This is a genomic window from Streptomyces sp. f51 (assembly GCF_037940415.1).
Classification (GTDB): domain Bacteria; phylum Actinomycetota; class Actinomycetes; order Streptomycetales; family Streptomycetaceae; genus Streptomyces.
The window spans coordinates 5368879-5387478 of record NZ_CP149798.1 but is presented as its reverse complement, the minus strand read 5'-3'; the positions used below and the strand labels follow the sequence as shown (position 1 = coordinate 5387478).

The 18600-nt window shown below is 69.9% G+C and carries 14 protein-coding genes; 9 read left to right on the top strand and 5 right to left on the bottom strand.

Annotated elements, in window-relative coordinates; all coding sequences use genetic code 11:
* Positions 1-14: 14 nt before the first annotated feature.
* From WJM95_RS23570 to WJM95_RS23545, 6 genes are all read left to right on the top strand, one after another.
* The gene (locus WJM95_RS23570; protein ID WP_037624993.1) at positions 15-413 is read left to right on the top strand and encodes a DUF742 domain-containing protein; all 399 of its coding nucleotides are present in this window, start codon (positions 15-17) and stop codon (positions 411-413) included.
* Positions 394-969: an ATP/GTP-binding protein gene (locus WJM95_RS23565; RefSeq protein ID WP_028802395.1), complete on the top strand. Its 576-nt coding sequence runs from the start codon at positions 394-396 to the stop codon at positions 967-969. Before WJM95_RS23570 ends, WJM95_RS23565 begins: the two co-directional genes overlap by 20 nt.
* 351 nt (positions 970-1320) lie before the next feature.
* Positions 1321-4545, top strand: a complete 3225-nt coding sequence (locus WJM95_RS23560; RefSeq protein WP_339131797.1) for a nitrate- and nitrite sensing domain-containing protein — start codon at positions 1321-1323, stop codon at positions 4543-4545.
* A 10-nt stretch (positions 4546-4555) separates the two neighbouring features.
* Positions 4556-4969 (top strand): roadblock/LC7 domain-containing protein, encoded by a 414-nt coding sequence (locus WJM95_RS23555; RefSeq protein WP_261709979.1) that lies wholly within the window; start codon positions 4556-4558, stop codon positions 4967-4969.
* Positions 4970-5063: 94 nt separating this feature from the next.
* A complete protein-coding gene (locus WJM95_RS23550; RefSeq protein ID WP_339131796.1) occupies positions 5064-5657 on the top strand; it encodes a DUF742 domain-containing protein in 594 nt (197 codons plus the stop codon).
* Positions 5638-6219: an ATP/GTP-binding protein gene (locus tag WJM95_RS23545; RefSeq protein WP_103554950.1), complete on the top strand. Its 582-nt coding sequence runs from the start codon at positions 5638-5640 to the stop codon at positions 6217-6219. The genes WJM95_RS23550 and WJM95_RS23545 overlap by 20 nt, the downstream gene beginning before the upstream one ends.
* 294 nt (positions 6220-6513) lie before the next feature.
* Here the strand turns inward: WJM95_RS23545 and WJM95_RS23540 are convergent, their stop codons facing one another.
* Both WJM95_RS23540 and WJM95_RS23535 read right to left on the bottom strand, forming a co-directional pair.
* Positions 6514-6708: an acyl-CoA carboxylase subunit epsilon gene (locus WJM95_RS23540; protein ID WP_339131795.1), complete on the bottom strand. Its 195-nt coding sequence runs from the start codon at positions 6706-6708 to the stop codon at positions 6514-6516.
* Positions 6709-6765: 57 nt separating this feature from the next.
* Positions 6766-8373: an acyl-CoA carboxylase subunit beta gene (locus tag WJM95_RS23535; protein ID WP_339131794.1), complete on the bottom strand. Its 1608-nt coding sequence runs from the start codon at positions 8371-8373 to the stop codon at positions 6766-6768.
* A gap of 431 nt (positions 8374-8804) precedes the next feature.
* Here WJM95_RS23535 and WJM95_RS23530 point away from each other — a divergent pair, with 431 nt between their 5' ends.
* Positions 8805-9437, top strand: coding sequence for a YceI family protein (locus WJM95_RS23530; RefSeq protein WP_339131793.1), 633 nt, complete (start codon positions 8805-8807; stop codon positions 9435-9437).
* A 258-nt stretch (positions 9438-9695) separates the two neighbouring features.
* Here the strand turns inward: WJM95_RS23530 and WJM95_RS23525 are convergent, their stop codons facing one another.
* Positions 9696-11051, bottom strand: a complete 1356-nt coding sequence (locus WJM95_RS23525) for a hypothetical protein (protein WP_339131792.1) — start codon at positions 11049-11051, stop codon at positions 9696-9698.
* Between the two features lie 273 nt (positions 11052-11324).
* On the opposite strand from WJM95_RS23525, the gene WJM95_RS23520 reads away from it, so the two are divergent.
* The gene (locus tag WJM95_RS23520) at positions 11325-11576 is read left to right on the top strand and encodes a hypothetical protein (RefSeq protein ID WP_339131791.1); all 252 of its coding nucleotides are present in this window, start codon (positions 11325-11327) and stop codon (positions 11574-11576) included.
* Between the two features lie 69 nt (positions 11577-11645).
* Here the strand turns inward: WJM95_RS23520 and WJM95_RS23515 are convergent, their stop codons facing one another.
* Positions 11646-14687 carry a glycoside hydrolase family 3 N-terminal domain-containing protein gene (locus WJM95_RS23515; RefSeq protein WP_339131790.1) on the bottom strand — a complete coding sequence of 1014 codons (3042 nt, stop codon included), beginning with the start codon at positions 14685-14687 and terminating at the stop codon, positions 11646-11648.
* Between the two features lie 300 nt (positions 14688-14987).
* On the opposite strand from WJM95_RS23515, the gene WJM95_RS23510 reads away from it, so the two are divergent.
* Positions 14988-16862, top strand: a complete 1875-nt coding sequence (locus tag WJM95_RS23510) for a ricin-type beta-trefoil lectin domain protein (protein ID WP_339131789.1) — start codon at positions 14988-14990, stop codon at positions 16860-16862.
* 54 nt (positions 16863-16916) lie between these two features.
* Here the strand turns inward: WJM95_RS23510 and cimA are convergent, their stop codons facing one another.
* Entirely contained in the window at positions 16917-18521 is a 1605-nt protein-coding gene (gene cimA / locus WJM95_RS23505) for a citramalate synthase (protein WP_339131788.1), read from the bottom strand.
* Between the last annotated feature and the right edge of the window lie 79 nt (positions 18522-18600).

The following is an 18600-nucleotide window of genomic DNA, read 5'->3' as shown; positions in this document are numbered from 1 at the left end:
CGCCCGGAGGATTCATGACCCCGCCCCCCGCCTCTCATGATCCGTACGCCGAGTCGTACGGGGATGAAGGCGACCAGCCGCTGGTACGTCCGTACGCGATGACCGGCGGCCGGACCAGGCCGCGGTACCAACTGGCCATAGAGGCTCTGATCAGCACCACGGCCGATCCGGCCCAGCTGATGGGTCTGCTCCCCGAACACCAGCGCATCTGCCATCTGTGCCGGGAAGTGAAGTCGGTGGCCGAGGTGTCGGCCCTCCTGTCCATGCCGCTCGGCGTGGCCAGGATCCTTGTCGCGGACCTCGCCGAGGCCGGACTTGTCGCCATTCACCAGCCTGGCGGCGATGAGAACAACGGCGGCGCGCCGGACGTGACACTGCTCGAAAGGGTGCTCAGTGGACTTCGCAAGCTCTGACGGAGGCCGGGCGACCACCTCCGCGAAGATCGTCGTAGCGGGTGGCTTCGGTGTCGGCAAGACCACGTTCGTGGGCGCCGTCTCCGAGATCAACCCCCTGCGGACCGAGGCCGTCATGACCTCCGCTTCGGCGGGCATCGACGACCTCACCCACACCGGGGACAAGACCACCACCACGGTGGCCATGGACTTCGGCCGTATCACCCTCGACCAGGACCTGATCCTGTACCTCTTCGGTACGCCGGGCCAGGACCGCTTCTGGTTCATGTGGGACGACCTGGTCCGCGGCGCCATCGGCGCCGTGGTCCTGGTGGACACCCGGCGTCTCGCCGACTGCTTCCCGGCGGTCGACTACTTCGAGAACAGCGGCCTGCCGTTCGTCATCGCCCTCAACGGCTTCGACGGTCACCAGCCGTACAACCCGGAGGAAGTGCGCGAGGCCCTTCAGATCGGCCCGGACGCCCCGATCATCACGACGGACGCCCGTCACCGTGCAGATGCGAAGAGCGCTCTCATCACGCTGGTCGAGCACGCCCTCATGGCACGGCTGCGGTAGCAGCCAAGTAGACGGCTCCCTATGGAAGTTGTCGTAGAAGCATTGGAGCCGGCTGTGTCATTTGACACGGCCGGCCTCGGTGTTCATAACGTTTCGACAGAGAATTTCGCTGGCCCCGACACGCATAGCGGTCGCCCGATGCCCCTGCGTTCATGAAAGCCCCGTCTTTTGGCGGGGCTCGCTCTTTATGACCGTTTTATCTGTGGCCGGCACCACTCGGAATCACCCGTTCCGAGTGTTTGGAATGGCGCTGCTTGGCGTGCTGGAATGCGCTGAACTGCCCAGTAGTCAAGGGCGCTGGTAGATACGGCGGCACACAGTAGGTGCCGACGCCGAGAGGTTGTTGGTCGAGTGAGGCGAAGCATGAACGGTCCCGAGCCGTCGGCACGGGGCAACTTCACCCCGCCGGCGCGCGGAGCGGCGCCCGCACAAGTCGCCGGCCCCGAGCCCACGCCGGCGCCCGCGTCGAGCGGGAGCCGATTCTCCCCGCGCAACTGGCGCGTGCCGACCAGGCTGAACGCGATCCTGCTCATACCCGTGGTGGTCGGCCTCGTCATGGGCGGCTTCCAGGTGAAGAGCTCGATCGACACCTGGCAGGAAGCCCAGGACGCCGAGAAGACGGCCCGCCTGGTGCAGGCGGCCCTGAACTACGGCGACAAACTGTTCGTCGAGCGCGACCTCAGCGCCGCACCGCTGCTGACCGGCAAGGGTGCGAAGGACGCGACCGTCGTCAAGGTCCGCCGGGACACCGACCTGGCCGCCGACGCCTTCGACCAGGCCGCCCAGAACATGCCGAAGACGCCGGGCCTGGAGCGCCGCCTCGCGGTCTTCCGCAACGTCGAGCCCGGTCTCACGAAGCTGCGGGCCCTCGCCTACGGCAGCAAGCTCACCGGTGTGCAGACCGAGGAGGGCTACCTCCAGATCCAGCACCCGCTGATGGAGTTCGCCAACGAGCTCGGCCTGGGCACCGGAAACATCACCAGCTACGGCCGTACGGTCTACGCGATCTCGCTGTCCAAGGCCGCGCTGTCGCTGGAGCGGTCCATCGGTCTGCACATGCTGATCAAGCCGGGTCCCGGTCTGAGCAGCCTCGACAGCCAGCGCGTCGCCCTGTCCTCGTACGCCTACCTCGAGGGCATCGCCGTCGAGGAGTACCGCGGTGGTGGTACCGAGGCCGACGCGACCAAGCTCGACGAGGCCACGGCCAGGATCAAGGCCGATCTGACGGCGAAGGCGCGGGAAGCCGCGGCCGCCGACCCGAACTACGTGCCGCCGCCCGCGAACCCGGTCACCATGGTCACCTCGCTGGCGAAGCTCCCCTCCCCGCAGCCCGCCGACCGCGCCACGCTGGCCGCGAACGGCATCACCGCGCAGAACTGGATGGCGGTCAACACCGCCAAGTACAACGCGTACCGCCAGATCGAGTCCGACCTCGCCGACAAGGCCGTGGCCGAGGCCGGTGACATCTCCAACACGGCGCAGACCGACGCCTTCATCACCGGTGCCATCGTCGTGGTCGCCCTGCTCGCCGCGTTCATCCTGGCCGGCATGGTGGCCCGCCAGATGAGCCGCGCGATGCGCCAGCTGCGCAGCGCCGCCTTCAATGTCGCCGAGCAGCGCCTGCCGATGCTGGTCGACCAGCTCTCGCGCACCGACCCCGGCCGGGTCGACACCCGCGTGCAGCCGATCCCGATCAACACGACGGACGAGATCGGCGAGGTCGCCCGCGCCTTCGACCAGGTCCACCGCGAGGCCGTGCGACTGGCCGCCGAGCAGGCCCTCCTGCGAGGCAACATCAACGCGATCTTCACGAACCTCTCGCGCCGCAACCAGTCGCTGATCGAGGGCCAGCTGACCCTGATCACCGACCTGGAGAACAACGAGGCCGACCCGGACCAGCTGGAGAACCTCTTCCGCCTGGACCACCTCGCGACCCGTATGCGCCGCAACGGCGAGAACCTCCTGGTCCTCGCCGGCGAGGAGCCCGGCCGCCGCTGGGACCAGCCGGTCCCGCTGGTCGACGTCCTGCGCGCCGCCTCCTCCGAGGTGGAGCAGTACGAGCGCATCGAGCTCTCCGGCGTCCCGGAGGCCGAGATCCACGGCCGCGCCGTGACCGACCTCGTGCACCTGCTGGCCGAGCTGCTGGAGAACGCGACCACGTTCTCCTCCCCGCAGACCAAGGTCCGCGTCACCGCGACCCGTCTTCCCGACGGCCGCATCATGGTCGAGATCCACGACAAGGGCATCGGCCTCACCGCCGAGGACTTCGCGGACATCAACCACAAGCTGGCCAACCCGCCGACCGTGGACGCCGCGATCTCGCAGCGCATGGGCCTGTTCGTGGTCGGCCGGCTGTCCGACCGCCACGGCATCCGGGTCCAGCTGCGCCCCTCGGGCGAGCAGGCCGGCACCACCTCCCTGGTCATGCTGCCCGACGCCATCACCCACGGTGGCGGTGGCGAGCAGCAGCCGATGCGCGACGAGTTCACCGTGTCCCAGATCATTCCCGAGCAGCAGCAGTCGTTCCAGGGTGAGAACTTCGGGGCCCAGCAGCAGCCCGTGCTGACCGCCGCGGACCTCGGTTTCGACGACAGCCGCTACGAGGTCCCGGACGACATCCGCGATCTGGACCCCGTGGGCCGCTCCCTCATGCGCGAGGGGCGCCGTGCGGCCCTGGAGGCCCAGACGCACGGCCCGGAGGCCACGGAGGCCCCCCAGGGCTACGCCGAGGGCTTCGAGGCCCAGCCCGGCTCCGGGTACGACGACGGGCAGGCGTCCTTCGACGGCGCCCCGGCGTACGACGGCGCCCAGGGCGTGCACGAGGAGCAGCAGACGACGTACGACCAGCAGACGTCGTACGAGGAGCCGCAGCAGGCCGCGTACGACGAGGCGTACTTCCCGTCCAACGGCGGCTACCCTGAGCCCTCCTACACGGAGCCGGTCCAGCAGGAGCACGCCGGAATGGGCGGCTCCGCCCCGGAGACCCTGTCGGGCTTCGGTGAGCCGTCCTACCAGGACGACTGGCCGCAGCCGCAGCAGCAGGACATGTACCAGGGCGGGTACCGGCCCGACTACGCTCCGCAAGCGGAATCTCCGCAGGTCGCTGACGCGAGTGAGCGGGACAGCGTAGGCTTTGGTCGTCCGGGTCCGGCCGTCTCGGCCCCCCACACGATGACCGACGCGGGACTCCCGCGTCGCGGAGCCGCCCCGGCCGGCAACGGTCGGCGCCCCGCGGAACCGGCGAGGGAGCAGTCGGCGCCCATGTCCTCCGGGAACACGGGCGATGACTGGCGGTCGTCCAACGACGACCGGTGGCAGCGCGCCGAGCAGCTGAAGAAGCCCAAGGCGGGCGGGGTCACCTCGTCCGGTCTGCCGCGGCGGGTGCCCAAGGCCAACCTGGTCGAGGGAACCGCGGAATCGACCCCCCAGGGAGGCCCCCAGGTCTCCCGTGCTCCCGAGGACGTCCGGGGCAGGCTGAGCAACCTGCGTCGCGGTGTCGAGCGGGGACGCAGTGCAGGTAGTGAGACGAACGGTCAGGGCCTCGGTTCTGACAGCACCTACAACCAGGAGCGTTAGTGTGAGCCCGATGAGCCAGGCGGCACAGAACCTGAACTGGTTGATCACCAACTTCGTGGACAACACCCCCGGTGTGTCGCACACAGTGGTGGTCTCCGCCGATGGACTCCTTCTGGCTATGTCCGAAGGCTTTCCCCGCGACCGCGCCGACCAGCTCGCCGCCGTCGCGTCCGGTCTGACCTCCTTGACCGCGGGCGCGTCCCGTATCTTCGAGGGCGGCCACGTGAACCAGACCGTTGTGGAGATGGAGCGAGGATTCCTCTTCCTCATGTCCGTTTCGGATGGTTCTTCCCTCGCAGTACTCGCACACCCTGAGGCGGACATCGGTCTCATTGGGTACGAGATGGCGCTTCTGGTGGACCGTGCGGGCACGGTTCTCACTCCGGACCTTCGTGCGGAGCTCCAGGGCAGCCTTCTCAACTAATAGACAGACGGTGCGAATTGTCGTCCCGGGGCCGTAAGGTTTCGGGACGCGGTCCCAGCGTTGGGTGCCCGGCACAGTCGGAGGAGGAGAGAGAGTGGTAACACCCCCAGGCGGTTCGTCTTCGGGCAATTGGTCGTACGGCCCCGGCCAGGGGCAGGGCGACGGTTCAGGCGACCCGAACCGGTACAACTTTCCTCCCTCCGCACCCCACCAGCGACGGCAGCCGTACGCGCCCCAGGGTCCCCAGGGCCCCGGGCCGTCCCCGTACGACCAGCCGCCGGCGCCGCGCATCCAGCCCGTGCAGCCGCAGCGACGTTCTCCCGAGGCGGCGCCCGCCGGGTCGTCCAACAACCCCCTGGTGCGTCCCTACGCCATGACGGGTGGCCGCACCAGGCCCCGCTACCAGCTCGCCATCGAGGCACTGGTGCACACCACCGCGCAGCCGCACCAGATGCAGGGCCAGTTGCCCGAGCATCAGCGCATCTGCAACCTCTGCCGTGAGATCAAGTCGGTGGCCGAGATCTCGGCCCTGCTGACCATCCCTCTCGGTGTGGCCAGGATCCTCGTCGCCGACTTGGCGGAGGCGGGCCTGGTCGCCATTCATCAGCCGGGCGGCGACGAGAGCGCCGGCGGCCAGCCAGCCGTGACATTGCTCGAAAGGGTGCTCAGTGGACTTCGCAAGCTCTAGCGGAGGGCCTTCCCGCTCCACCACGTCCGCGAAGATCGTGGTGGCGGGCGGCTTCGGCGTGGGCAAGACCACGTTCGTCGGCGCCGTCTCGGAGATCAACCCGCTGCGCACCGAGGCCGTCATGACGTCCGCTTCGGCGGGCATCGACGACCTCACGCACACCGGAGACAAGACGACGACGACCGTCGCCATGGACTTCGGCCGTATCACCCTCGACCAGGACCTGATTCTGTACCTCTTCGGTACGCCGGGTCAGGACCGCTTCTGGTTCATGTGGGACGACCTGGTCCGCGGCGCCATCGGCGCGATCGTCCTGGTGGACACCCGGCGTCTCGCCGACTGCTTCCCGGCGGTCGACTACTTCGAGAACAGCGGCCTGCCGTTCGTGATCGCCCTCAACGGCTTCGACGGCAACCAGCCGTACAACCCGGAGGAAGTCCGCGAGGCCCTTCAGATCGGCCCGGACGCCCCGATCATCACGACGGACGCCCGTCACCGCGCGGACGCCAAGTCGGCGCTCATCACGCTGGTCGAGCACGCCCTCATGGCGCGCCTGCGCTAGCGTCACCCGCTCGCACGACGACGGCCCCTGCTTCTCCGCCCGGAGAGACAGGGGCCGTCGTGCGTCCGTGGGCCCGAGGGTGCCTCGGGCCCGAACACACGCGTGCGGTACGCGCATACGGGAGCGCCGGGCTCAACTGGCGCCCCATACGGCCCCGTTGGACGCGAGGCAGACAGGGGCTGCCCGAATATCCATGGAAGAGCGCCCAGTTGGCCCTGGAGGGCGCCCACGGGCCTCCGGACACACCGCAGCCCCGCTCTCCGTCGGGAGGGCGGGGCTGTCGGCGTCGGAGTCTCAGTGCCAGCTGTGCGGCGCCCGGAAGCCGGGCTCGCGCTCCAGCCGGCGCCAGCCGGCCTTGCGGTGGGGGCGGTGGGAGGAGGCGGCATCTGTGGGAGCGGAGGCGGCACGGGCCAGGAGGATCGCCGTGATGGCGGCGACCTCCTCGGGCTCGGCATGGCCCTTCTCGACGCGGATGTCAGCGTTGCTCATAGGTTTCAGTCTCCAGGAGAGAGGTTTCCGCGGGGGTACCGCGGAGAATCCGCCGGGTTACTGCGGGGGGTTGCCGTGCTTGCGGGAGGGCAGGTCCGCGTGCTTGGTGTGCAGCATCGCGAGCGACTTGATCAGGACCTCGCGGGTCTCCGCGGGGTCGATGACGTCGTCGACCAGCCCGCGCTCGGCGGCGTAGTACGGGTGCATCAGCTCGGCCTTGTACTCCTTGACCATGCGGACGCGCATCGCCTCGGGATCGGCGGCATCGGCGATCTGACGGCGGAAGATGACGTTGGCGGCACCCTCGGCGCCCATCACGGCGATCTCGTTCGTCGGCCAGGCGTAGGTGAGGTCGGCCCCGATGGACTGGCTGTCCATGACGATGTAGGCACCTCCGTACGCCTTGCGCAGGATGAGCGAGATCCGCGGCACCGTCGCGTTGCAGTAGGCGTAGAGCAGCTTCGCGCCGTGCCGGATGATCCCGCCGTGCTCCTGGTCGACACCCGGGAGGAACCCGGGCACGTCCAGCAACGTGATGATCGGGATATTGAAAGCGTCACACATCTGGACAAAGCGTGCAGCTTTTTCGGACGCCTCGATGTCGAGGACACCCGCGAGGCTCTGCGGCTGGTTGGCGACGATGCCGACGACCTGGCCGTCGAGGCGGGCCAGCGCGCAGATGATGTTGCGGGCCCAGCGCTCGTGGACCTCCAGGTAGTCGCCGTCGTCGACGAGCTCCTCGATGACCTTGGTCATGTCGTACGGGCGGTTGCCGTCGGCCGGGACCAGGTCGAGGAGCACCTCGCTGCGGCGGTCGGCCGGGTCGGCGGACTCGGCGCGCGGCGGGTTCTCGCGGTTGTTCTGCGGGAGCATCGACAGGAGGTAGCGCACCTCGGCGATGCAGGTCTCCTCGTCGTCGTAGGCGAAGTGGCACACGCCCGAGGTCTCGGCGTGCACGTCCGCGCCACCCAGACCGTTCTGGGTGATCTCCTCGCCGGTGACCGCCTTGACCACGTCCGGTCCGGTGATGAACATCTGCGAGGTCTCACGGACCATGAACACGAAGTCCGTCAGGGCGGGGCTGTAGGCCGCGCCGCCCGCACACGGGCCCAGCATCACCGAGATCTGCGGGATCACACCCGAGGCGCGGGTGTTGCGCTGGAAGATCCCGCCGTAACCGGCCAGGGCGGAGACGCCCTCCTGGATCCGGGCGCCCGCGCCGTCGTTCAGCGACACCAGCGGCGCACCCGCCGCGATCGCCATGTCCATGATCTTGTGGATCTTCGTCGCGTGGGCCTCGCCCAGCGCCCCGCCGAAGATCCGGAAGTCGTGCGCGTACACGAACACCGTCCGGCCCTCGACCGTGCCCCACCCGGTGATCACACCGTCGGTGTACGGCTTCTTCGCCTCCAGACCGAACCCGGTCGCCCGGTGCCGGCGCAACTGCTCGACCTCCTGGAACGAGCCCGCGTCCAGCAGCAGCTCGATCCGCTCCCGCGCGGTCAGCTTGCCCTTGGCATGCTGCGCCTCGGTCGCCTTCTCGCTGGGACCCCGCAAGGCCTCCGCACGGATGGCGTGCAGTTCCGCCACACGGCCACGCGCGTCCGTCGGCTCGCCTGTGGGGATCGTGGTGCTCGCGGTGTCGGCCTCGTCCAAAACGGTCATGTAGCGACCATACGAAGTCCGCCAAGGAAAGAGGCCCGTCGACTCTGCACAGTCCTCGGACCGTTTTCCTGGTGCCCCTGAACAGAACCACCATCACATGCAGGCGATCCGACTGCCCGGAGGGGTTCGGGTTTGTTGAGGTCACACAAACCGTTCGGCCGCGTGCCACCCGACATTCATGAGCGGCCCATGCCGTCACCGGGGTGACACGACCCCCCGTTCAGCGGTCCGCGCACCCCCGCGCGCGTCCGGGCCCGGTGCCGGGGGGCCGCGTACGCCTCACCGAGCGTCACCTTCCCTCCACCTTACGGATACTGTTGAAAGTTGAACGGAATAGGTCTACGGTGGTCCACGTTGACCTCGTTGAACATTCAACAGAACGCCGCCGTGGCTCTCCCCGGAACCGCGGCCCGTCCCCCAAGGAGCATCTGATGGGCATCTTCGGCCGCAAGACCACCGGCACCACCGAGACCTCCGCCGCCGCGACGGCCACCGCGACGACCGGCGTCGTCAGCCCGGACCTGGCCGCGCTGACCGGCGACTACACCATCGACCCGGCCCACTCGACGATCGGCTTCGTCGCCCGGCACGCGATGGTCACCAACGTCAAGGGCTCGTTCAAGGACTTCGAGGGCACGCTCCACCTGGACGGCGGCGACCCGTCCCGGTCCACGGCCTCGCTCGACATCACGATGGACAGCATCGACACCGGGTCCGCCGACCGCGACGGTCACCTCAAGAGCGCCGACTTCTTCAAGACCGACGAGTTCCCCGCGATGACCTTCCGCTCCGTCAAGGCGGAGGCCCTCGGCGGTGACGACTACCGGATCACCGGCGACCTGGAGATCCTCGGCACCACCAAGCAGATCAGCATCGACCTGGAGTTCAACGGCTCCGCGAAGGACCCGTTCGGCAACGAGCGCGTGGGCTTCGAGGGCAAGGCCGAGATCCTGCGCTCCGACTGGGGCCTCACCTGGAACGCGGCCCTGGAGACCGGCGGCGTCCTCGTCTCCGACAAGATCAAGCTGAACTTCGACATCTCGGCGATCAAGAACGCCGGCTGAGCCGCGGGCCGACGGCCCCCGCACCGCCGAACGCTGTTCTCCGGCGCCGGGCTCCCCTCACGGGGGTGCCCGGCGCCGCCGTGTGCGCGGACGACGGCACCTCGCGTGAGCTGTACGCGGCGCCCCGCGAAGCCTGTGCGCCGCACCGCGTGAGCCGTGCGCCGCATCCCTTGTAGCCCGTGCGCGGCACCGCGTAGCCAGTGCGCCGCACCCTCGTAGCCCGTGCGCCGCACCCCTCGTGAGCCGAGCGCCGCACCCTCAGAAGCCGCCCCCGAAGTCGCCACCCCCGCCGCCGAAGTCGCCGCCCCCGCCGTCGCCGAAGCCGCCTCCGAAGTCGCCGGGGTCGAAGTCCGCGCCGGAGACATCGCCTCCGTCGTAGCCGCCGCCGAAGTCGCCGTAGCCGGTGCCGTACGCCGCCCCGTACCCGGGGCTCGCCATCATGCTGCCGAGCACGGTCCCGACGAGCAGGCCCGGCAGCACTCCGCCGCCGAAATAGCCGCCCGCCCAGGGCCCGTACGCCGGGCCCGCGTCCCAGTACGGGCGGCGCCCGCGGTCCGTCTCGACCTCGCGGACCGCCGGTTCCTCACCGCCGGACAGACGCATCCAGTCCGCCTTGCAGACCGGGACCTCGCGGGGCGCGCCCCCGGCGGGCGTCCAGGCCGTGTCGGTCACGGACGGACCGTGGCGGGGGTCGAAGAAGCAGGGCGCGCGGCGCTCGGGGACCGGGCGGCCCTCGCGGCGCGCCGCGAGCACGGCGAGCGAGAAGCGGCCCTCCTCCAGCGACCGGGTGACCCCGCGTACGTCCTCCGGCCGCTGGGCCTTGGCCATGAAGGACTTCGCCTGTTCGTAGGCGTCCAGCGCGCGTTCGTAGTCCGCGCGCATCGCGTCGTCGGCGCCGGCCTCCGCCGGGTGGAAGTCCAGCCGGTCCAGTTCCTCGCCGAAGGCGGTGATGTCCTCGTCCACGACCACGCGGAGCCGGTCGAGCGCGGCCCGCTGCTCCTCCCGCTCACGGCGCCGGTTGCGGCGCACGACCGCGTAGGCGCCCGCGCCGCCGAGGACGGCCACCGCGCCGACCACGATCAGCGCTCCGGTCGGGACGCTGCTGCTGTCCATGCTGCCGCCCCAGCTCTCGGGGGCCGAACCGTGGATGTTGGCGAGAGCGCGGTCGGTGAACTCGTTCAGCTGGGTGTTCGCGTCCGAGACGCCCTGGACGCTGGTCACGAGGTTCTGGACGGCCGAGCGGGACATCACCGCGGAGTCGGCGCGGGCGTCGAAACGGTCGCCGAGTCTGATCGCGTAGAGGCCGGTGATCCCGGTGGCGGTGCGCAGGTCCTGGAAGAGGTTCGCGGTGGGGAAGCCGGCGGGGAGCACGGCGACGAAGACAGGCCGGTCCGCCTTCTCGATCTTGGCGGTCAGAGCGTCGGCCTCCGAGGCGGAGAGCTGGCCCGAGGCGGCCGGGTCCACATAGACGGGGCCCTTCCTCAGGGCCGCCGCGACGGTGGAGACATCGGTGGCGGCGTGGGCCCGGGGTGCCGGGATCCACACCATCGCCAGGGCCGCGAGCGTCAGTGCGACCAACAGGCCTGGAAGTCCTCGGGTGCGTGCGGCCCTCATGCCTTGAAGCTACCCGAACCGGAGCGAAACAGGACATCGGAACGGCTGTTCCGCGGTCGCGCGGGAGCCGGTCGGGCACCCCGGCCCCGGGCCCCGCGGCCGTCTCACACGACCTCGGGCTCGGCGTCGGACTCGGCGTCGGACTCGGACTCGGCGTCGGGCGCGGCGTCGGGCTCGGCGTCGGACCGCCGGCACGGAACGATTCGGTTCCATCTTCCGGAACTGTGGCCTCCATCACAGCCGCGCCTGACATGAACCTGCTGAAGTGGCCGGATGATCGGACTCATCCTTCGCGTGCTCCCGTTCTGGGTGCGCGAGCCGCTGCTCATCGCCGTCGGCTTCCCCTTCAGCGGTTTCCTCTTCTACGCGGCGGCCAGGGACGGGTCCGCCTTCGGCGCGTTCCTCGGCCTCGCGGTGCTCGTGTTCTCCGTGATCCGCGTGTACACCGTGGTCAAGGCCCTCCAGGCCCGCAGGCTCGCGAAGGAGCTGAGGAGCGCCGCTCCGGTGACGCCGCCCGCGACGTAGGGACCGCGGAGGAGAACGCGGGCCGGCCGGGGCCGATGTGCGGCCCCGGCCGGCCCTGCGCGTTCTCCCTCATCCCGCGCGGTACGCCTGGGCCAGCTTCGCCACCGCCTCTCCGTAGTGGCCGGTCAGGAGCAGATGGTCCGCGTCCGCGAAGGGACCCGCGTTCGCCGCGGTGACCGCCGAGCCGATCTTCTGCTGGACGAGCAGGCGGGCCTTCGTCACGGCCGCGCGGCCCGTCCCGTCGGCGCCGCGCCGCTCCGCCGCCGAGGCCACCCGGGCGAGCTCCCTCAGCGTGGCGGTCCCGCCCGAGGAGACCTTCGTCAGCGTCGTGAGGCCCCATCCGTACGGGAACTGCGGGTCGTAGGTGGTGTCACCGACGTTGATCGGCAGCTGGGCCTCCGACTTCGGCCAGGTGACCGGGAGCTGTCCGGTGAAGGCGCGCCTTCCGTAGAGGACGTCCGCGACCCCGTCGCCCTCGGTGCCCGGCAGCCACGAGGCCACCAGGGCGTTCACCGAGCCGAGCCGGTCGCCGATGAGCTGCGGGCGGCCCGAGACGATCAGCACCGCGCACTTCATGGCCGCGCAGACCTTGTCGACGGCCGCCTTGTCGGCCGCGGTCAGCTCCAGGTCGTTGCCGTTGCCGACGTCACCGACGCCCTCCGCGTACGGGGTCTCGCCGACGACGACCACACCGACGTCGTATCCGGCGGTCGGCGCCGAGGCGTCCTTGGAGTAGGTGACGTCGCCCCCGGCGTTGCGCATGCCCTGGAGGATCGTCGTGCCCTTGGTGACCGCGCCGGACGAGCCCTGCCAGGTGAGGGTCCAGCCGCCGGTCTGGTTGCCCAGGTCGTCCGCGTTCGAACCGGCGACGTACACCTTCTGGGACTTCCTCAGCGGCAGCACACCGCCGGCGTTCTTCAGCAGGACCTGGGACTCGGCCGCCGCCTGCCGCGCCACGTCCCGGTGCGCGGCCGAGCCGATCCGCGCGGCGCCGCTCGTGTCCGCGTAGGGCTTCTCGAAGAGGCCCAGCCTGAACTTCTGGGTGAGGATGCGCGACACGGCGTCGTCGATCCGCCGCTGGGTGACCCGGCCGGCCGTCACCTCGTCCATGAGCGTCGTCCGGAAGTCCTTGTACGCGTACGGCACCATCATCATGTCCACGCCCGCGTTGACCGAGGTGCGGACGTGCGCGGCGTAGTCGCCGGGGAGCTGGTCGATGGCGTTCCAGTCGCTGATCACGAAGCCGTCGAAGCCCATCCGGCCCTTGAGCACGCCGTTGATCATGTCGGCGCGGGCGTGCATCTTCACCGGGCCCTGGCCGTCACCGACGATGTCGAGCGAGGAGTACGAGGGCATGACCGTGCCGACACCCCGGTCGACGGCCGTCTGGAACGGTGCCAGGTGCACGGCTTCCAGCTGCTTCCTGGTGACCGTGGTGACGCCCTGGTCGAGGGTGTACGAACCGGTCGTGGACGTGCCGTAGCCGGTGCCGCCGTCGCCGACGAAGTGCTTGGCGGTGGCGAGGACCTTGTCGTCGTCCTTCAGGTCCCTGCCGTCACGGGCGCCCTGGAGGCCCTGGATGATCGTCTCCATGGACTTCACGAGCGCAGGGTCCTCGCCGAAGGACTCGTAGGAGCGGCCCCAGCGTTCGTCGCGGGTCACGCACAGGCAGGGCGCGAAGTCCCAGGGGATGCCGGTGGCGCGGACCTCGGAGGCGGTCACCGCGCCCGTCCGCTCGGCCAGCCGGGGATCACGGGTGGCGCCGATGCCGATGTTGTGGGGCATGATCGTCGCGCCCGCGAGGTTGTTGTGGCCGTGCACGGCGTCCACGCCGTAGATCAGCGGGATCTGGAACCGGGTGGCCCGCGCCCGCAGCTGGTAGCCGTCGATCATCCGCGCCCAGGCGGCGGGGGTGTTGGGGGTCGGGGTGGAGCCGCCGCCGGAGAGCAGGGACCCCAGGTCGTAGGAGGCGATGTCACCGCCCGTGCCGATCGCGCCGCGCTCGGCCTGGGTCATCTGCCCGGCCTTCTCCTCCAGGGACATCCGGGAGAGGAGGTCGGCGACCCGCTTCCTGACGGGCAGCTTCGGGTCCAGATACGGCAGTCCGTGGGCGTCGATGACCACCTGCGGGGTCTCGGCGGGGGCCTTGGCACCGGTCACCGTGAACGTGAGGGGGATCGTCTCGGCGGCCTCGGCTGACTTGTCGTGCCGGGTCGCGACGGTGACGGTGCGGCTCGTGCCGGACGTCGTGCCCGCCGGGAAGGTGATCTCGCCCTTGACGGGGGTGTAGTCCCGGCCCGGCTCGGCGGTGCCGCCCGCGCTCTCGTACGCGACGGTCACCGGTTCGTCGATCGGGGCGGAGCCGGTGGTGGCGACGGAGACCTTCACGGCGGCCGTGCCGCCCTCCCGTACCGGGTAGACGGCGGCGTCCGTGGTGACGGAGGCCCGCAGGGACTGGTCGGCCTTTCCGTAGAGCTCGACGTCGTCCATGGCGAACTGCCCGTGGACACCGACCGGGAGGGTCAGGGCGTAGCCCCACATCTGGCTCAGCCCGAGGACGTGGTCGATGCCGCCGACGGGCTGGTAGTCCGTTCGGTAGACGAAGTCGCCGAAGGGGATCTCGATCTGCTTCCAGCCGGTGAAGTCGTCCGTGAAGGACGTCGTCCACAGCTCGGAGGCCTCGCCGTTGACGCCACCGTCCTTGATCTCGAAGGAGATCTTCTTGGCGGTGTTCCGGCCGTCCCACCAGAAGCGGATGCCCTTGTGCGCGGACCAGTCGTGGGCCGGCTGGTCCGCGGCGAAGTCGTGGGTGAAGCCGCCGTAGCCGCTGATGTCGTAGTCGCCGGTGAGGACCTTCGCCCCCTCGGGCGCGTCGGACCACGCGGTCAGGGCCAGCTTGGGCGGGTCGTCGCTGTCGCCGCCCCAGGTGAAGAGGCCCTCGGCGGGCTGGCTCGCGAAGGGCACCTCGCCCTCGAAGCGGTCGACGGGGACCGGCGCGGGTTCATCGGCCGCCGCCGCTCCCGCCGAGGCGAGCGGAAGCAGTGCGGCGATCAGCGCGGCACCGGCCAGCAGAGCGGTTCTTCGTACGGAATTCCGATCGAGCCCGGTCAATGGGGTTCCCCTCGACTCTCACGTTGTTCTGACGACGTGCTTCCCGACGATGACGTGCTCGTTCTGTTCCCTGCTCCTCGGACGCTTTGTCTCACGGCTTAGATCACGGCGTGAGTTAACTGGCGTCCCGGCAAGGCGTCAAGACTTCACGCCAGAACCGGTACACACTCAACTCCCGTCCGGATCAGAGCAGTTGTTCCTTCAGAATCTGAACGCGCAACCCCTTGACGCGCCCCCGAAGCCGTCATTTACTCACGCCTCGCACGCCTCCCACCCCCACCTCCAGAAGGGCGGCGCTCCATGAGGAGATCCAGCAGGAGATCCACTCGGGCGGTTCGGGCGGTCCTCGCCGGGCTGCTCGTCACCGCCGGATTCACGGCGGCCGCGCCCGCGCACGCCGCGGGTGAACAGGTCACGGCCTATCTGACGACCACGGACGACGACGGCGGGCGCCATGTGGTGCGCGGGCTCCAGGCCCAGGCTCCGTTCGCCTTCCAGTCGGGCAGCGGCGGCGCCGGCGAGAACATCACCGTCGACGAGAACACCCGGTACCAGACCTTCACCGGCGGCGGCGCGTCCTTCACGGACACCGCCGCGTGGCTGATGAACAGCAGCGGGGCCCTGTCGCAGAGCACCCGCGACGCGACGATGCGCAAGCTCTTCTCCCCCACGGACGGCATCGGGCTGTCCTTCCTGCGCAACCCGATGGGCGCCTCGGACCTCGCGCGCTACGGCTACACCTACGACGACGTGCCGGCCGGGCAGAGCGACCCGAACCTGGCGCAGTTCTCCCTCGCGCACGACCTGGCCGACGTGGTGCCGCTCACGAAGCAGGCACTCCAGCTCAACCCGGCCCTGACGGTCATGGCCTCGCCGTGGACGGCACCGGCCTGGATGAAGGACAGCGGGTCGCTGAACGGCGGCTGGCTGAAGGCGGAGGACTACGGCGCGTACGCCTCGTACTTCGTGAAGTACCTCCAGGGCTACCGGGACCAGGGTGTCCCCGTCGCGTACGTCACCGCCCAGAACGAGCCGACCTGCTGCTCGGGCTATCCCTCGATGAGCTGGAACGCCTCGGGGCTCGCCTACTTCACCAAGAGCGAGCTGCTGCCGAAGCTCCAGGCCGCCGGGCTGTCGACCAAGGTGCTCGCCCACGACTGGAACTGGGACGTGTACGACTCCTACGCCGCCCAGACCGTCGACGACGCGGCGGTCCGCTCGCACCCGAACTTCGGCGGCATCGCCTGGCACGGGTACGGCGGTGACGTCACGAAGCAGACGAGCGTGCACAACCAGTACCCCGGCCTCGACGCCTTCGGGACCGAGCACTCGGGCGGCACGTGGATCGCCAACCAGCAGCGCGAGGACATGCTCAACATCGTCGACTACACCCGCAACTGGGCGAAGTCGGTGACCAAGTGGTCGCTCGCCGTGGACCAGAACAAGGGCCCGCACAACGGCGGTTGCGGAACCTGCACCGGGCTGATCACCGTGCACAACGGGGACGGCGCGAGCGGGACCGTCGACTACACGGTCGAGTACTACACGATGGGCCAGCTGACGAAGTTCGTCCGGCCCGGGGCCCAGCGGATCGCCTCCACCGCCTCCTCCGCCGTCCCGAACGTCGCCTGGCGCAACCCGGACGGCGGCAAGGCCCTGATCGCCTACAACGACGCGTCGGCCGCCAAGACGGTGACGATCAACTGGGGTTCTCAGCACGCCACTTACTCACTGCCGGGCAAGACGTCGGCGACCTTCACCTGGTCCGGCACTCCGTCGGACGGGGGCGGCCGGTCGGGCGCGTTCGTCGGGCTGGCCGGCAAGTGCCTCGACGTGGCGGGCGGTTCCGGTGCCAACGGCACGGCGGTGCAGCTCTACGACTGCAACGGCACCACCGCCCAGTCCTGGACCGTGGGGACCGACGGTTCGGTGCGCGCCCTCGGGAAGTGCCTCGACGTCACCTCGGGGTCGACGTCCGACGGCGCCAAGATCCAGCTCTACGACTGCAACGGTTCGGGCGCCCAGCAGTGGTCGTACAACTCCTCGACGGGTGACGTGGTCAACACCGCGGCGAACAGATGCCTCGACGTGACGGACAACTCGTCGGCCAACGGGGCGCGGGCGCAGATCTGGTCGTGCACGGGGGCCGCCAACCAGAAGTGGCAGTTGCAGTAGCGCGGTCCGTGTCCCGTCCCCGGCGGGGACGGGACACGGACTCCCGCCGGAGCCCTAGGAGGCCGGTTCGACGCCGGCTCGCAGCAGGCCGTACGTGTACGCGTCCTCCAGCGCCTGCCAGGACGCGGCGATGACGTTCTCCGCCACGCCGACCGTGGACCACTCCCCCGTGCCGTCGGACGTGGAGATCAGGACGCGGGTCGTGGACTGCGTGCCGTGCTTGCCCTCCAGGATGCGGACCTTGTAGTCGACCAGCTCCAGCTTGGCCAGCTGCGGGTACAGCGTCTCCAGGGCCACGCGCAGGGCGCGGTCCAGGGCGTTGACCGGGCCGTTGCCCTCGGCGGTGGCGACGATGCGCTCGCCCTTGGCGAAGAGCTTGACCGTGGCCTCGTTGGCGTGGCTGCCGTCGGGGCGGTCCTCGACGATGGCCCGCCAGGACTCGACCTCGAAGTAGGTGCGCCTGCGGCCCTCGGCCTCCTCGCGGAGCAGGAGTTCGAAGGAGGCGTCGGCGGCCTCGTACGTGTAGCCCTTGAGCTCGCGTTCCTTGACGCGCTCGACGACCCGGGCGACCAGTTCGCGGTCGTCGCCGAGGTCGACGCCGAGTTCCTTGCCCTTGAGCTCGATGGAGGCGCGGCCGGCCATGTCGGAGACCAGCATCCGCATGGTGTTGCCGACCTGCTCGGGGTCGATGTGCTGGTAGAGGTCGGGGTCGACCTTGATCGCGGAGGCGTGCAGGCCCGCCTTGTGCGCGAACGCCGACACGCCCACGTAGGGCTGGTGGGTGGAGGGGGTGAGGTTGACGACCTCGGCGATCGCGTGGGAGATGCGGGTCATCTCCCGCAGCGCGCCCTCGGGGAGCACCTTCTTGCCGTACTTGAGCTCCAGCGCCGCCACGACGGGGAAGAGGTTGGAGTTGCCGACCCGTTCGCCGTAGCCGTTGGCGGTGCACTGGACGTGGGTGGCGCCGGCGTCGACCGCGGCGAGGGTGTTGGCGACCGCGCAGCCGGTGTCGTCCTGGGCGTGGATGCCGAGGCGGGCGCCGGTGTCGGCGAGGACGGTGGAGACCACGGCCTGGACCTGGGCGGGGAGCATGCCGCCGTTGGTGTCGCACAGCACGACCACGTCGGCGCCGGCCTCGTGCGCGGCGCGGACCACGGACTTCGCGTAGGCGGGGTTCGCGCGGTAGCCGTCGAAGAAGTGCTCGCAGTCCACGAACACCCGCCGGCCCTGCGCGACCAGGTGGGAGACGGTGTCGCGGACCATCTCCAGGTTCTCCTCCAGCGTGGTGCGCAGCGCCAGCTCCACATGCCGGTCGTGGGACTTGGCGACCAGCGTGATCACCGGGGCGCCGGAGTCCAGGAGCGCCTTGACCTGGGGGTCCTCCGCGGCCTTGCCGCCTGCCCTGCGGGTCGCCCCGAAGGCCACGAGCTCGGCGTGCCGGAAGTCGATCTCCTGGGCGGCGCGGGCGAAGAACTCGGTGTCGCGGGGGTTGGCGCCGGGCCAGCCGCCCTCGATGAAGCCCACCCCGAAGTCGTCCAGGTGCCGCGCGATGGCCAGCTTGTCCGCCACGGTGAGGTTGATGCCCTCGCGCTGCGCGCCGTCGCGCAGCGTCGTGTCGAAGACGTGGAAGGAATCGTCGACTTCGCTGGTTTCCGTCATGGTCTCAAGGCTCCTGTATTGAATCTCGGTCTACCGGAATGACCGGCTCCACCGTCCCCCAATGATCCCTCGCGCTGCG

Excerpts from the sequence above, each read along its gene's own strand:
- WJM95_RS23570 (WP_037624993.1), top strand. The coding sequence starts at position 15 with ATGACCCCGCCCCCCGCCTCTCATGATCCGTACGCCGAGTCGTACGGG.
- WJM95_RS23555 (WP_261709979.1), top strand. The coding sequence starts at position 4,556 with ATGAGCCAGGCGGCACAGAACCTGAACTGGTTGATCACCAACTTCGTG.
- WJM95_RS23540 (WP_339131795.1), bottom strand. The coding sequence starts at position 6,708 with ATGAGCAACGCTGACATCCGCGTCGAGAAGGGCCATGCCGAGCCCGAG.
- WJM95_RS23535 (WP_339131794.1), bottom strand. The coding sequence starts at position 8,373 with ATGACCGTTTTGGACGAGGCCGACACCGCGAGCACCACGATCCCCACA.
- WJM95_RS23530 (WP_339131793.1), top strand. The coding sequence starts at position 8,805 with ATGGGCATCTTCGGCCGCAAGACCACCGGCACCACCGAGACCTCCGCC.
- WJM95_RS23525 (WP_339131792.1), bottom strand. The coding sequence starts at position 11,051 with ATGAGGGCCGCACGCACCCGAGGACTTCCAGGCCTGTTGGTCGCACTG.
- WJM95_RS23520 (WP_339131791.1), top strand. The coding sequence starts at position 11,325 with ATGATCGGACTCATCCTTCGCGTGCTCCCGTTCTGGGTGCGCGAGCCG.
- WJM95_RS23510 (WP_339131789.1), top strand. The coding sequence starts at position 14,988 with ATGAGGAGATCCAGCAGGAGATCCACTCGGGCGGTTCGGGCGGTCCTC.
- cimA (WP_339131788.1), bottom strand. The coding sequence starts at position 18,521 with ATGACGGAAACCAGCGAAGTCGACGATTCCTTCCACGTCTTCGACACG.